12 protein-coding genes and 1 pseudogene are annotated in these 13,904 nt (G+C 65.5%); 8 read left to right on the forward strand and 5 right to left on the reverse strand.

Going from position 1 to position 13,904, the window contains the following annotated elements:
- Positions 1-74 precede the first annotated feature (74 nt).
- From GA0061099_RS43405 to GA0061099_RS01540, 3 genes and pseudogenes are all read right to left on the reverse strand, one after another.
- Positions 75-1,658, reverse strand: a complete 1,584-nt coding sequence (locus tag GA0061099_RS43405; RefSeq protein WP_478209839.1) for an extracellular catalytic domain type 2 short-chain-length polyhydroxyalkanoate depolymerase — start codon at positions 1,656-1,658, stop codon at positions 75-77.
- Positions 1,638-2,720: pseudogene (locus GA0061099_RS01535) on the reverse strand (amino acid ABC transporter permease); the annotation flags it as partial. The pseudogene GA0061099_RS01535 and the gene GA0061099_RS43405, both read right to left, overlap by 21 nt.
- A 2-nt stretch (positions 2,721-2,722) precedes the next feature.
- Positions 2,723-3,904, reverse strand: a complete 1,182-nt coding sequence (locus tag GA0061099_RS01540) for an amino acid ABC transporter permease (protein ID WP_036004908.1) — start codon at positions 3,902-3,904, stop codon at positions 2,723-2,725.
- Between the two features lie 88 nt (positions 3,905-3,992).
- Between GA0061099_RS01540 and GA0061099_RS01545 the strand changes: the two genes are divergently transcribed.
- The 4 genes from GA0061099_RS01545 (at position 3,993) to GA0061099_RS01560 (ending at position 8,048) form a co-directional block, all read left to right on the forward strand.
- Positions 3,993-4,865, forward strand: coding sequence for a MurR/RpiR family transcriptional regulator (locus tag GA0061099_RS01545; RefSeq protein WP_074447505.1), 873 nt, complete (start codon positions 3,993-3,995; stop codon positions 4,863-4,865).
- Between the two features lie 3 nt (positions 4,866-4,868).
- Positions 4,869-6,218, forward strand: coding sequence for an aspartate aminotransferase family protein (locus GA0061099_RS01550; RefSeq protein ID WP_036025726.1), 1,350 nt, complete (start codon positions 4,869-4,871; stop codon positions 6,216-6,218).
- Positions 6,219-6,230: 12 nt separating this feature from the next.
- The gene (locus tag GA0061099_RS01555) at positions 6,231-7,241 is read left to right on the forward strand and encodes an amino acid ABC transporter substrate-binding protein (protein ID WP_036025729.1); all 1,011 of its coding nucleotides are present in this window, start codon (positions 6,231-6,233) and stop codon (positions 7,239-7,241) included.
- A 168-nt stretch (positions 7,242-7,409) separates the two neighbouring features.
- Positions 7,410-8,048, forward strand: coding sequence for an aspartate/glutamate racemase family protein (locus GA0061099_RS01560; RefSeq protein WP_036025731.1), 639 nt, complete (start codon positions 7,410-7,412; stop codon positions 8,046-8,048).
- Between the two features lie 97 nt (positions 8,049-8,145).
- Here the strand turns inward: GA0061099_RS01560 and GA0061099_RS01565 are convergent, their stop codons facing one another.
- Positions 8,146-8,793, reverse strand: a complete 648-nt coding sequence (locus tag GA0061099_RS01565; protein ID WP_036025733.1) for a TetR/AcrR family transcriptional regulator — start codon at positions 8,791-8,793, stop codon at positions 8,146-8,148.
- Between the two features lie 136 nt (positions 8,794-8,929).
- Here GA0061099_RS01565 and GA0061099_RS01570 point away from each other — a divergent pair, with 136 nt between their 5' ends.
- The 4 genes from GA0061099_RS01570 (at position 8,930) to GA0061099_RS01585 (ending at position 12,413) form a co-directional block, all read left to right on the forward strand.
- Positions 8,930-9,139 carry a ferredoxin gene (locus GA0061099_RS01570; protein ID WP_018648108.1) on the forward strand — a complete coding sequence of 70 codons (210 nt, stop codon included), beginning with the start codon at positions 8,930-8,932 and terminating at the stop codon, positions 9,137-9,139.
- 56 nt (positions 9,140-9,195) lie between these two features.
- Entirely contained in the window at positions 9,196-10,419 is a 1,224-nt protein-coding gene (locus GA0061099_RS01575) for a cytochrome P450 (protein WP_036025735.1), read from the forward strand.
- Between the two features lie 85 nt (positions 10,420-10,504).
- Positions 10,505-11,164 carry a sulfite oxidase-like oxidoreductase gene (locus tag GA0061099_RS01580; protein WP_036025737.1) on the forward strand — a complete coding sequence of 220 codons (660 nt, stop codon included), beginning with the start codon at positions 10,505-10,507 and terminating at the stop codon, positions 11,162-11,164.
- Positions 11,165-11,189: 25 nt separating this feature from the next.
- The gene (locus GA0061099_RS01585) at positions 11,190-12,413 is read left to right on the forward strand and encodes a bifunctional alpha/beta hydrolase/OsmC family protein (RefSeq protein ID WP_036025738.1); all 1,224 of its coding nucleotides are present in this window, start codon (positions 11,190-11,192) and stop codon (positions 12,411-12,413) included.
- Positions 12,414-12,423: 10 nt separating this feature from the next.
- Here the strand turns inward: GA0061099_RS01585 and pdxR are convergent, their stop codons facing one another.
- The gene (pdxR, locus tag GA0061099_RS01590) at positions 12,424-13,869 is read right to left on the reverse strand and encodes a MocR-like pyridoxine biosynthesis transcription factor PdxR (RefSeq protein ID WP_036025763.1); all 1,446 of its coding nucleotides are present in this window, start codon (positions 13,867-13,869) and stop codon (positions 12,424-12,426) included.
- Between the last annotated feature and the right edge of the window lie 35 nt (positions 13,870-13,904).

The raw sequence follows: 13,904 nt of genomic DNA on the forward strand, positions 1-13,904 counted from the left end.
CTGCGTCGCAGAGCCGGGACACGAGACCTCACCTCCCGCTGGCCGCCTCCAGGCTGGGACGGTTGCTCGGTTCGCTATTTGGCGATCGGGCAGGAGCCGGGATTGGCGCAGCGAGGAGGCGTCGATCGCGTGGTGCCGGTCGCCTCCTCGGAGCTCGGCCCCACCGCCCCGTTCAGAATGACCGAGACACGCCATCGATATGTTGTTTTCGGCGTCAGACCGGAATCCCCAAAGCTCGCGCCTGTCACGTCGCCAACCGCTTGGAACGCACCATCGGGTCCCGCACGCGAAACCCGGTAGGTCGTTCCGTCGTCTCCTGGAGACCAGGCCAGGTCAGCGCCGCTATCCGACGTATCGATCACCGTGAGCGACTGCGGCGCCGATAGCGAGGGCGCGGTCGCGCCGGCGGGCGCCGCGGCAGCGGCCGTGAGCGCATCCAGCATCGCCTTGATCGCCTTGATTTGCGATCCGGACTTCGTCACGTAGCTATCCTGATGGTTGACGTAACTCCACCAATCCCAACAGGCCTGCGGATTGCTTGGCCAGTATGGGCTGGTCTTGGTCTGCGGATAGAGAATGATCATTCGGTTCGTGTCCGCCCACTCATTGTAGCCGGCCTCATCCACGAATCTGCGTCCGATATCGGCGACGTCCTGCTTGCATCCGTGGAGCGCGACGTGGACTCGACACGGACTGCCCTGCTCGCAATCCCTAGGTACGAACACATAGCCGGTATCGCCCATGCTCAGCGCATCGGGCAGATGCGGCGTGGTATAGATCGATTGATCAAAGCTCTTCACCGAACCTGCAAGCTGCGCGGCATTGGGCGGATTCAGGCGGCCGTAAATATGCTGCAGGATGACGCCGGCCTGGTCATAGCCGCATTGGTCGATATAGGGCGCCGTGTTGGCCTTGCAGTCGTTGAGCCCGGGTGCGCCCTGTTTCGCCACGACGAACGAGTGGCCCGCGCCGAGCGTGGCCTGATAGAACAAGTTGCCGCGATTAGCATCCCCCAGATAATGGCGATAGAAATCGGCGGCCGCATCGGTCGCGGCCTTGTCGACGATCGCGTCATTGTAGCCGTGAAAGAGATAGATCTTCTGCCTGCCTACATTGCTGAGAGGGTCGATCTCGCCCGCTGCGGCCTTCGCGTCGGCCTTTGCCGTAAAATCCTTCGGATTCAGATCCGACGCCGGCCCTTTCATGCATGCACCCGTGGCCCGCCGGATCGGCCCCCAGTACCAGGTGACGGCGTCGAACGCGTCCGCCTTTGCGCACCAGTAAGGGCCGCCCGCGACCACACCGACGCCCTTGATCACCGACGACCATGCCGTGCCGAACTGAACGGCCATGAACGCGCCCGACGAAATTCCCGAAATCGAACTCTCACCGATCGGCGCGCGATAGCGCCGCAACCCCTCCGCGGCGCACGATGACACGCCGAGAGCGGTTGTGAAGATCAGGACGCAAATCTGGGCGGCGGTGAATTGCCGCAAAACGGCCACGCGCATGACAGCCTCGCCAAGTCGACCGCAGGAGCAACCTCTGGTATTAGAGATCAAGATCGGAAATCGGCGCAAGCGCAAACAAGCGGCACCAAACGAGAAACCGTCACTTCGGCGTTGTCGGCGCCTCCAGGTCCGGCTGTAGCGCGACATCGCGAAACAGAAGACGAAGTAGATCGCGGCCACGAAGATGTAGACCTCGACCGAAAACTGCTGCCAGGCGGGATCGATGATCGCGGTCTTCGCCGTCGTCAGCAGGTCGAAGATGCCGATGATCAGCACCAGGCTGGTGTCCTTGAAGAAGGCGATGAAGGTGTTGACCAGCGGCGGGATGACGTGGCGGATAGCCTGCGGCAGGATGATCAGCCGGTGCTTGCGCCAGTAGGACAGGCCGAGCGCGTCGGCGGCTTCATATTGCCCGCGCGGCACGGCCTGAAGCCCGCCGCGGATCACTTCGGCGAGGTAAGCACCGGCGAACAGGATGATCGCGATCTGTGCGCGCAGCAGCTTGTCGATGTTGAATCCGGCCGGCATGAATAGCGGAAACATCACGCTCGCCATGAACAGCAGGCTCACCAGCGGCACGCCGCGGATCAGCTCGACATAGAGCACGCTGAGCGAGCGGATCGCCGGCAGCTTCGAGCGCCGCCCGAGCGCGACCAGGATACCGAGCGGAAAGCCGACAGCGAGGCCGAACGTCGCCAGGATCAGCGTCACGGGCAAGCCGCCCCAGCGGTCCTGCGAGACGAAGGACAGGCCGAGCACGCCGCCCCACATCAGCACGCTGATCACCGCCAGTGCACCGATCCAGAGATAGACCAGCTCGCGCCGCCACAGCGCGCGGCGGGTCGAGAGGTAGTACAGTGCGATGAACAGCACGACCGACAGTGCCGGCCGCCACTGCTCGTCGAACGGATAGGTGCCGAACAGGATGAAGCGATACTTCTCGGGGACGATGGCCCAGCAGGCGCCGAGGCCACGCGCGGCGCGACAGGCGCTGGAATCGTTGGTGGGCGTCAGCCAGACCGCATTGGCGATGCCCCATTGCACGAAGCTGAAAATGCCCTTGGCGAGCAGCACCATTAGCAGAACGGTGATGATCCCATTCGGGATCGAGGAGAACAGGTTCTTGCGCAGCCAGTGCAGCACCGGATTGCCCAGCTGCGGTCGGCGGGCGGTCCGGGGTGCATCGGGGATGTCCGTGATCGCGGTCATGATCAGCGCTCCACCAGCGCGATGCGCGCATTGTACCAGTTCATGAAGAAGCTGATCGAAAGGCTGATGGTCAGGAACACCGCCATGATCAGCGCGATAGCTTCGATGGCCTGTCCGGTCTGATTCAGCGTTGTGTTGGCGATCGAGACCACGTCCTGGTAGCCGATCGCGACCGCGAGCGAGGAGTTCTTGGTCAGGTTGAGATACTGGCTCGTCATCGGCGGCACGATGACGCGCAGCGCCTGCGGCAAGATGATCTGCCGCAGCATGAAGCTGCGACGCAGGCCGAGTGCGTTGGCGGCATCCCATTGCCCGCGTGGCACCGACTGGATGCCGCTGCGCACGATCTCGGCGATGAAGGCGGAGGTGTAGGTCACCAGTGCGATCAGCAGCGCGAAGTATTCCGGCGCGAGCGTCAGCCCGCCGACGAAATTGAAGCCGCGCAGCTGCGGCCACTCGACCGTCCAGGACGCGCCGAGCACCAGCGAGACCGCCGCCGGCACCACGACGATGAGGCCGAGCGCAGACGGCCAGGCCGGCCGCGGCTTGCCGTCGCGCATCTGCTGTGCGACCAACCAGCGACGGAAGAGGAAGAACACCGCACAGCCCAGCACCGCGGTGCCGAGCACCGTGAGTTGCGGCGGACCGAACGGGATCGCAGGCAGGATCAGGCCGCGATTGGACAGGAATATGCCCTCGACGGGCCGCCAGGCGGCACGTGCAGCCGGCAGCGCCTGCATCAGCACGTACCAGAACAGCAGCTGGAGCAGCAGCGGGATGTCGCGGAGCGTTTCAACATAGACCGCGGCAAGCCGCGACAGCAACCAATTGGCCGACAGCCGCGAGATCCCGATCAGGGTGCCGAGGATCGTCGCGAGCACGATACCGATCACGGCGACGCGCAAGGTGTTGGCGACGCCGACGACGAAGGCCCAGAGGTAGGTATCCCCAGGATTGTAGGCGAGCAGGTTGTCGGCAATCGGCATACCGGCCTCACGGCCGAGAAAAGCGAAGCCGGTCGTAATGCGGCGGGCCGACAGATTGGTGACGGTATTGGACCAGAGGAAGGCGATCACTGCGATCGCGATGCCGACCACCAGGACCTGCCAGAACAGGCCCTTCAATTGGTTGCGGCCGAGCACGAAGCGGCGGCGCGGCGGCGGCCTGGGATGATCGGCGGTCACAGCACAAAAATCCTTCGTCGAATGCAGCGGTTTCCGGCGACGCACGTCAACTGTTGCATCGAACTCAGATTCATGCAACAAATGTTTCATGGCCGAGCCCGCGAAATCCTCGCCCTTGAGCGAACTGCGCATCGCATTGCCGTCGCTCCCCCTGCGCTTACAGGAGGTCGGCCGTTTCGTCGCCGCCAACGACTACGATGCCACCACCCGCTCGATGCGCGATCTCGCAGCGGAAGCCGGTGCCGATCCCGCCGCGTTCACGCGGCTTGCGAAAGCGATCGGCTATTCCGGATGGGACGAGCTGCGTGCGGCGCTGACCGAGGCGCGGCGGCCGTCCCAGACCGCGCCCTTCTCCGGCCGCACAAGAGGCCGCCGTCACGGGCCGAACGCCGATGTTACGCTCATCCTCGACAAGCTCGAGGCCGAGGCCGCCGGCCTTCCGCGCATCCCGGCACAGCCGATCGCGGAAGCGGCGCGCGCGCTGCACGAGTCCAAGCGGATCTGGATCGCGGGCTATCGCAGCTGCCGCAGCGTCGCGGAACTCCTGAACTACGAGCTGCGCCTGTTCCGGCCCGAACAGGTGCAGCTCGTCGGCACGTCCGGGCCCGACGACCTCGATCTCGGCGCGTTCCGGCCCAGCGAAGCCGTCATCGTCATCGGCTTCCTGCCTTACACGCATGCGAGCGTCCGCGTCTCGCAGGCCGCGCATCGCAGCGGCGCGACGCTGATCGCGATTGCGGACAGCCTGTCGGCACCGATGGCCGAAGGCGCCGACCATGTGCTGCTGTTCGAGGCAGCCTCCTCGCCCGGCTTTTTCCCCAGTCTCACGGGCGCGATCGCGATCGCGCAGTCGCTCGCGGCGGTCACATTCTCGCTCGGCGGCGCCGCCGCGAAGAAGCGGCTGGAAAACACCGAGGCGCGGCTCACTGCTGCCTCCACCTACGTCCCGGAGAAAGGTTGACCCATGAGCACTCGCACCAGCCGCGTGCTGCATCGCTCGCTGCGCGAAACCCCGCCAAAGGCGATCGGCGGCGAGGGCGTTTATCTCTTCGCCGAGGACGGACGTCGCATCATCGATGCCTCCGGCGGGGCGGCGGTCTCCTGCCTCGGCCACCAGCATCCGCGCGTGATCGCGGCGATGGCCAAGCAGGCGTCCACCCTCGCCTATGCGCATACGGCTTTCTTCTCCTCCGAGCCGGCGGAAGCACTTGCTGAAACACTGGTCGGACACGAGCCCGGCGGGCTCGCCTACGCCTATTTCGTCAGCGGCGGATCGGAGGCGATCGAAGCCAGCATCAAGCTGGCGCGGCAATATTTCATCGAGCGCGGCGAACCGCAGCGGCAGCACTTCATCGCGCGGCGGCAGAGCTATCACGGCAACACGCTCGGCGCGCTCGCCGCCGGCGGCAATGCCTGGCGTCGCGCTCCCTATGCGCCGCTGCTCTCGACCGCTTTCAGCCACGTCACGCCGGCGTTCGCCTATCGCGAGAAGCGCGAGGGCGAGTCGGACGCGCGGTTCGTCGCGCGCCTCGCCGCCGACCTCGAAGCCGAGTTCCAGCGGCTCGGCCCCGACACCGTCGCCGCCTTCCTCGCCGAGCCCGTCGTCGGCGCCACCGCCGGCGCCGTGACCGCCCCGGACGGCTACTTCAAAGCGATGCGCGAGATCTGCGACCGTCACGGTGCGCTGCTCATTCTCGACGAGGTCATGTGCGGCATGGGCCGCACCGGCACGATGCATGCGTGGGAGCAAGAAGGTCTCGCCCCCGACATCCAGGCGATCGCAAAGGGGCTCGGCGGCGGCTATCAGCCGATCGGTGCGATGCTGGCAAGCGGCAAGATCATCGACACCATCCGCGCAGGCTCGGGCGCGTTCCAGCACGGCCACACTTATCTGGCGCATCCCCTCGCCTGCGCTGCGGCGCTCGCGGTGCAGGATGTGATCCGCGAGGATGGCCTGCTCGACCGCGTGAAGGAGCGCGGCAAGCAGCTCGAGCAGCGCCTGACCGAACGCTTCGGCAATCATCGCCATGTCGGCGACATCAGGGGCCGCGGCCTGTTCTGGGCGATCGAGCTGGTCGCCGATCGCGCTACCCGCACCTCGTTCGATCCGGCCCTCAAGCTGCACCAGAAGATCAAGGCGGAGGCCTTTGCCGGTGGCCTCGGCTGCTATCCCACCGGTGGTACCGTCGATGGCGTGCGCGGCGACCACGTGCTGCTGGCACCGCCCTATATCGCCTCGGCGGACGAAATCGACCTGATCGTCGACAAGCTGGGCACGGCCGTCGACAGCGTGTTGCGTAGTGTCAATCAGTGAGGGGAGAGTAGTATGAGGAAAGTGGTTATCGCAGCGGGCCTGCTCGCGGCATCGACGGTGATCGCAGCGGCGGCGACGCTCGATACGGTGAAGAGCCGCGGCACGCTGGTGTGTGGCGTCAGTGCCGGTTTTGCCGGCTTCTCGGCGCCGGACTCGCAAGGCAATTACAGGGGTCTCGACGTCGATTATTGCCGCGCGCTGGCGGCCGGCGTGCTCGGCGATCCTACCAAGGTGCGCTACGTCTCGCTGACGGCTCAGAACCGCTTCACCGCTCTGCAATCGGGCGAGATCGACGTGCTCTATCGCAACTCGACGCAGACCTATTTGCGCGGCGCGACGCTGGGCCTGCGGCAGGGTCCGATCAACTTCTACGACGGCCAGGGTTTTGTCGTGAAGAAGGACCTCGGCGTCAAGGAGCTGAAGGACCTCAAGGGCGCCACCGTCTGCGTCGCGCAGGGCACCACGCACGAGGTCACGCTCGGCGATTACGGCCGCGCCAACGGCATCGACTGGAAGCCCCTGGTGTTCGACCGCGTCGACACAATGTACCAGACCTTCTTCGGCGGCCGCTGCGATGCGATGACCCAGGACGCTTCGGCCCTCGCCGGCGCGGTGACCACGGCCGCGCCGAACGCAGCCGACTACATTGTGCTGCCGCAGACCATCAGTAAGGAGCCGCTCGGACCCTTCACCCGCAACGGCGACGAGGTCTGGAGCGACATCATCGCCTGGCTGCATTACGGCCTGATCGAGGCCGAGGAGCTCGGCGTCACGCAAGCCAATGTCGAGGAGATGACGAAGTCGCAAACGCCTGCGATCCAGCGGCTGCTGGGGGCCAGCGGCGACCTCGGCTCGCGGCTCGGGCTCGACAACAAATGGCTGGTCAAGGCGATCAAGGCCGGCGGCAATTACGGCGAGATTTTCGAGCGCAATGTCGGCAAGGCCAGCCCGCTCAAGCTCGATCGCGGCCTCAACGGCCTCTGGAGCAAAGGCGGCTTGATGTACGCCATTCCGTTCAAGTAAGGGAGTTCACCTCTCCCCGCTTGCGGGGAGAGGTCGGATTGCGCAGCAATCCGGGTGAGGGGGAGTTTCCGCGCGTCCAACTCTCACCTTTTTGTGCCGAGAGAGCCCCTCACCCCCGACCCTCTCCCCGTACGAACGGGGAGAGGGAGAAGAAGCATCGAGCCCCCCATGCGCATCGCCCTTATCCACGCCCTCAAGCATTCCATCGCCCCGATCGAGGCAGCGTTTGCGCAGGCGTGGCCCGAGGCGCGGCTGATGAACCTGCTTGACGACAGTCTCTCGGCGGATCTCGCCCGCGACGGGCAACTCAACGATGCCATGACGGAACGGTTCCTCGCGCTCGGCGACTATGCAGCGGCGACGGGAGCGGATGGAATCCTGTTCACCTGCTCCGCCTTCGGCCCGTGCATCGAGGCCGTCGCGCGCGCGCATGCGTCGATGCCGGTGCTGAAGCCGAACGAGGCCATGATCGACAGGGCGGTGACCATGGGCCGGCGCATCGGCCTGCTCTCGACCTTTCCGCCGACGCTGGCGTCGATGCCGCCCGAGTTTCCCGCCTCCGTCGAGGTGGTGCCGAAGCTCGCCGACGGCGCGCTGGCCGCGCTCGACCGCGGCGACCGCGCCACGCATGACCGGCTGATCGCGGAGGCCTCACGGAGCTTGCGCGATTGCGACGTCATCGCGCTGGCGCAATTCAGCATCGCCGCGACGGCGCCGCTGGTCGCGGAGGCCGCCGGCCGCCCCGTCGTGACCACGCCGGACAGCGCGGTCGAAAAGCTGATGAAGCTGCTGAAGGCGAAGGGTTAAAGCGCGATGCGATTAGGATGGATCGTCATCGCGCTTTAGGTTATTGTTTGAGCATGATCTTTTCGGAAAACCGCCATGCACTTTTCCGGATCATGCTCTAAGCGCCGGCCTTGGTCCGACGTCGCGCATCCTTGATCGCGACCGCAAGCGCAGCCTTCGTCTCGTTGACGAAATCCTCGACCAGCTCCTCGCGCGTGGCATGCGCCGCCTCGCCCGTGAACAGGCCCTGCTCGGCCAGCATCACCACGCCGTGCAGCGCCGCCCAGATCTTGAGCGCCTGCCGTTCGCGCAAATAGCCCACGGCGGGCGCTTCCAGAGCTTCGATGACGAGCGCAAAGGTCTCCCGCGTCGCCTCGTGCAGCTCGCTGCCCTTGGCCGCGCAGGACACCGTGCGCGAGGCGAACATCAGGCGGTAGATGCCATTCCGGCGCAAGCCGAAATCGAGCGTCGCCTGTGCGAGCCGCGAGAGCTTCGATTGCTGCGACGGCTTTGCCATCGCATCACGCAAGAGCGCCGAGAGCTGCCGGAATGCTTGCGCGGTAACGGCGGCGAGCAGCGCCTCGCGGTCGGCAAAATGCCGGTATGGCGCCGGCTGCGAGACCCCGAGCTTCTTGGCAAGCGCCTTGATGCTGATCGCCTCCGCGCCGCCCCGCTCTGCCTCTTGCAGTGCGGCCTCGATCAACGCATCGCGGAGATCGCCATGGTGGTAGGTCTTCGCGGGCTTGCGGGCTGGTCGTGAACGCATGTCGGGGCGAAGCCTACAAGTTCCCGCTTGACAAGGGAAGCCCGCCGCGAATGTAATAGTATATAACTTAAATAGAACCGAGATGAGGAAACGCGCCGCCTTCGCCCTCGCGCGCACACGACCAAGGAAGCCGAGAATGGCAGAGCGACTGAAGGTTCACGTCGATCCCGACAAATGCCAGGGCCATGCCCGCTGCAAGGCGCTCGCGCCGGAGCTTTTCGAGCTCGACGAATACGGCAACGCGCACGAAGCTGGTGACGGCACCGTCCCTCCGGGACTCGAGGACAAGGCCTGGCTTGCGAAATCCAACTGCCCGGAAATCGCAATCGATGTGATCGAGGAATAGTGCGGCCGTTGCCGCCCCGCTGCGTTCAGCGAACACGAGCCAAGGGATTCCCTGCCATGTCCGACGTCGACCAGCCTGTCGCCCATCCGCCCGTCACCGACTGGGTTCATGATTTCGACCACACCGATCCGCAATGGACCGAGGACCCGTTCCCGATCTGGGACGAGCTGCGAGCCGTAAGCCCCGTGGTGCACACGAAACGCTTCCTCGGCTGCTATTTGCCGACGACCTATGAGGCCGTGCGCGAGATCGCCAACGACACCGAGCACTTCTCCTCCCGCCGCATCATCGTCCGCGACGTACGGCCGGAAATCACCAGCAGGAACGCAGCCCCGCCGATCACCTCCGATCCGCCCGAGCACAAGCCGGCCAAGCAATTGCTGCTGCCGCCGTTCACCCCGGACGCGATGAAGAAGCTCGAGCCGCGCGTCCGCGCCATCTGCAACGAGCTGATCGACGACTTCATCGCCGAGCAGAGGGTGGACGCTGCGGCGCGCTACACCAAGCACATCCCGGTTCGGGCGATCGCGCACATGCTCGGTATTCCCGAGAGCGACAGCGACCTTTTCATCAATTGGATCCACATGATCCTTGAGCTCGGCATCAAGGACGAGAGCAAGCTGCTCCAGGCCGTGCAGGAGATGACGGCCTATTTCGGCGGCCACATCGAAGCGCGCAAGAGCAAGCCCACCGACGACCTGATCTCCTACCTGATGAACGCCAGGGACAAGAACGGCAATCCGCTCGAGGACACCCATGTGATGGGCTCGCTGCGCCTGCTGCTGATCGCCGGCATCGACACCACCTGGAGCGCGATCGGCTCCTCGCTCTGGCATCTTGCGAAGACGCCGGCCGACCGCGAGCGGCTAATCGCCGAGCCCGGACTGATTCCAACCGCCGTGGAGGAGCTGCTGCGCGCCTATTCGCCGGTGACGATGGCGCGCGAGGTGGTCAAGGAGACCACGGTGTCCGGCTGTCCGGTCAAGCCGGGCAACATGGTGCTGCTGTCGTTCCCGGCAGCCAACCGCGACCCCACGATGTTTCCGGACGCTGACAAAGTCGTGATCGACCGGCGCGAGAATCGTCACGCGGCCTTCGGCCTCGGCATCCACCGCTGCGTCGGTTCCAACCTCGCGCGCATGGAAATGCAGGTGGCGCTGGAGGAATGGCTGAAGCGGATTCCCGACTTCCGGCTCGATCCGGCAGGCACTGTGACTTGGTCGCAAGGAACGGTGCGCGGCCCCCGCCAGTTGCCATTTTTGCTCGGAAAGGCGATGTAAGGCCTTCCCAAAGGAAGCGGACAGGCCTTTCATGGCGGCGCGACACCAAGCACGCCTCCGCCATGCATCGCCACGAGCACAGGCCATGACCGACGAGACGCCATCCGACAGCAAGCTGACGCGCACCAAGGAGAAGTGGGCGCGCGAGGGCCGCTTTCTCACCGGCAAGATGACACGCCCGGAGGATCAAAGGCTTCCGCCCGGGCAGCACCTCACCAAGGACTGGCCGGTACTCGATCTCGGGGTCACGCCGCCGGTCTCGCGCGAGCGCTGGCGGCTCGACGTCTATGGCGCGGTCGAGACCCCCGCGTTCTGGACCTTTGCCGAATTCGCCGCGCAGAAGCAGTCCCGGTTCACCTCGGACATCCATTGCGTCACGACCTGGTCGCGCTATGACAACGAGTGGGAAGGGCTCGCCACGCGCGAGCTGCTGGTGGCCTGCCAGCCGCGCGAGGATGCCCGCTTCGTCGTGCTGCATTCCTATGACGGTTACACCACCAACCTCGCGCTGGAGGATTTTGCCGCCGAGGACGCGCTGCTCGCCCACAGCTGGTCCGGCCAGCCGCTGACGGAGGAGCATGGCGGCCCGGTGCGGCTGGTCGTGCCGCACCTCTATTTCTGGAAGAGCGCGAAATGGCTCCAGGCCATCGAATTCCTGACCGAGGACGCGCCGGGCTTCTGGGAAGTCCGCGGCTATCATAACCGCGGTGATCCCTGGGCCGAGCAGCGCTATTCGGGCGATTAGGTTCGAGCAAGACGGGGGGAAGCCCATGCCGACGGAACGCTTTCAATTCACCGGCGAAGGCGGCCATCAGCTCGCGGCCGCGCTGGAGCTGCCTGACGGCGAGCCCGCGGCTTTCGCGCTGTTGGCGCATTGCTTCACCTGCGGCAAGGACACGCTGGCGGCCAAGCGCATCTCGGTCGCGCTCGCCGCCAAGGGCATCGCGGTGCTGCGCTTCGACTTCACCGGGCTCGGCTCCAGCGGCGGTGATTTCGCCAATTCGACGTTCTCCTCCAACGTTGCCGATCTCGTGCGCGCGGCCGATCATCTGCGCGAGACCCGCAAGGCACCCTCGATCCTGATCGGCCATAGCCTGGGTGGCACCGCGATCCTCGCCGCTGCCGGACAAATTCCCGAGGCACGAGCGGTGGCCACCATCGCAGCGCCCTCGGATCCCGCCCACGTCACCGGCCTGTTCAGGGAGCATCTCGACAACATCCGCGCGCAAGGCGAGGTCGAAGTCTCGCTCGCGGGACGCCCGTTCCGGATCAAGCGCGAATTCCTCGACGACATCGCCGAGCACGAGCTGATGAAGGACGTCACCGGCCTGCACAAGGCGCTGCTGGTGATGCATTCGCCCGTTGACGATACCGTCGGCATCGACAACGCAACGAAGCTCTTCGTTGCAGCAAGACACCCCAAGAGCTTCGTCTCGCTCGACCATGCCGATCATCTTCTGACCAAGCCTGCCGACGCGCTCTACGCCGCCGACGTGATCGTGGCTTGGGCCAGCCGTTACGTCGATGCAGCGACGCCCGCAAAGGCGATGGATCTGCCGGAGGAGCCGCGGAAGGTCGTGGTGCAGGAGACCCGCAAGAGCAAGTTCAACCAGACCATCATCGTCGGCCCGCATCATCTGGTGGCGGACGAGCCCATTGCAGCCGGCGGCGCGGATGCCGGGCCCGGCCCGTACGATTTCCTGCTCGCCGGCTTAGGTGCCTGCACCTCGATGACCATGCGTCTCTATGCCGACCGCAAGTCGCTGCCGCTCGACCGCGTCACGGTGACGCTGAAGCATTCCAAGATCTACGCCAAGGATTGTGCGGAGTGCGAGACCCGCGAGGGCATGCTCGACCAGATCGAGCGCGACATCGCGATCGACGGCGCCCTCGATGCCGAGCAGCGCAAGAAGCTGATGGAGATCGCCGACAAGTGCCCGGTGCACCGGACGCTGACGTCGGAGATCCGGATCGTGACGAAAGCGGTGGAGTAGCGATGCCCCACTAGAAGCACGACGCCATCGTGCGCACGGCCGCGCTGATCTCGTTTTCGCGCCACGCCGCAAAGCCGAGCAGCAGGCCGTGATCGCGCGGCTTGCCGAGCGCCAGGCTGGACAAGGCGCGCGTTTCGACGCCCGCCTCGACCAGCCGCTTCACCGCCGCCCGATCAGTGCGGCCGCGCTCGAGACGGGCGACGAGCTGGATACCGCCGGGGGGCACTTCGACCAAGAGCATGCCACCGAGATGCCGCTGCAGCTCCTCGACAAGATGATCGCGGCGCGCGTGATAGAGCCGGCGCATGCGGCGCAGATGTGCGAGGAAGTGCCCATCGGCGATGAATTCGGCCAGCGCCTCCTGGATGTGGCTGGCGGCGATCAGTCCCATGTGCTGCTGCGCGATCTCCAAGGTGCTGACCAGCGCCGCCGGCGCGACCAGATAGCCGAGCCGGATGTCCGACCTCATCGCCTTCGAGAATGTGCCGACATAGAACACACGGCCATGGGCATCTAACCCCTGCAAGGCCGGCACCGGCCGGCTGTCGTAGTGGAATTCGCCGTCGTAATCGTCCTCGACGATCCAGGTCCTGCCGGGCCGGCTTGCCGCGAGAAACTCGGTTCGACGGGCTAGCGACATCAACCGGCCGGTTGGGTGCTGATGCGACGGCGTCATGAAGATCAGCCTGGGAGCTCCAAGGCCTGGCATTCGCTGCATGCCCTGTTCATCCAGCCTGATGCCGGTCAGGCGCGCGCCGGATGCGTGAAAGGCAGCCGCCGCGCCAGGATAGCCGGGGTCTTCAACCCATACATGATCGCCCGGTGAAATGAGTGTGGCAGCAATCAAGGTCAGCGCGGCCTGCGCGCTCGGCAGGATCATGATCTGCTCCGCCGTGGCGCGGACGTCCCGGTTCGTCGCCAGATAATTCGTCAGCGCCTCCCGCAGGCGCAGCCGGTTGACCGGTCCCAGCTCGCGCCTGCCTGCATGCACGGCACTGCGGCGCAGGCAGCGTGCCCAGACCTCGTTCGGAAACTCCCTGAAATCGCCCAGCCCCGGGCGCAGCGGTTTGAGCTCCCCCCGATAAGACATCGGCCAGTCGGCCTGCTGGAGCTTCGTAGCCCAAGGCGAGAGCCGCAGTTTGCCGACGCATTCGCCCGCTGCGACGGCGCCCCGTTCGATGCGTTCGTGGCCGTCGATCATGACCACGGGACGGCGGCCATGAGACGCTGCGACATATCCCTCGGCCGCGAGCTGCTCGAACGCGTATGTGACGGTGTTGCGCGAGACGCCGAGATCGCTCGCAAGCCGTCGGCTCGACGGCAGCACGCGGCCTTTGCCGAGGCGGCCGGTCGCGATCAGGCCTCGCAGCTGGTTCGTCAGTTGCGCCACCAGCCCCTCGCCATCGGTCCGCTTCAGCTCGATCAACGCGGAGATCGTCGTGTCGGATACTGGCACTCTCTTCTTCTCCAATCTGGCACTTTTTCAAATGC

It is taken from the genome of Bradyrhizobium yuanmingense, from assembly GCF_900094575.1.
Taxonomy (GTDB): domain Bacteria; phylum Pseudomonadota; class Alphaproteobacteria; order Rhizobiales; family Xanthobacteraceae; genus Bradyrhizobium; species Bradyrhizobium yuanmingense.

Coding starts and splice junctions, on each gene's coding strand:
- GA0061099_RS01575 (WP_036025735.1), top strand. CDS start 9,196: ATGTCCGACGTCGACCAGCCTGTCGCCCATCCGCCCGTCACCGACTGG.
- GA0061099_RS01545 (WP_074447505.1), top strand. CDS start 3,993: ATGGCCGAGCCCGCGAAATCCTCGCCCTTGAGCGAACTGCGCATCGCA.
- GA0061099_RS01580 (WP_036025737.1), top strand. CDS start 10,505: ATGACCGACGAGACGCCATCCGACAGCAAGCTGACGCGCACCAAGGAG.
- GA0061099_RS01570 (WP_018648108.1), top strand. CDS start 8,930: ATGGCAGAGCGACTGAAGGTTCACGTCGATCCCGACAAATGCCAGGGC.
- GA0061099_RS43405 (WP_478209839.1), bottom strand. CDS start 1,658: ATGTCGCGCTACAGCCGGACCTGGAGGCGCCGACAACGCCGAAGTGAC.
- GA0061099_RS01560 (WP_036025731.1), top strand. CDS start 7,410: ATGCGCATCGCCCTTATCCACGCCCTCAAGCATTCCATCGCCCCGATC.
- GA0061099_RS01555 (WP_036025729.1), top strand. CDS start 6,231: ATGAGGAAAGTGGTTATCGCAGCGGGCCTGCTCGCGGCATCGACGGTG.
- GA0061099_RS01585 (WP_036025738.1), top strand. CDS start 11,190: ATGCCGACGGAACGCTTTCAATTCACCGGCGAAGGCGGCCATCAGCTC.
- GA0061099_RS01565 (WP_036025733.1), bottom strand. CDS start 8,793: ATGCGTTCACGACCAGCCCGCAAGCCCGCGAAGACCTACCACCATGGC.
- GA0061099_RS01550 (WP_036025726.1), top strand. CDS start 4,869: ATGAGCACTCGCACCAGCCGCGTGCTGCATCGCTCGCTGCGCGAAACC.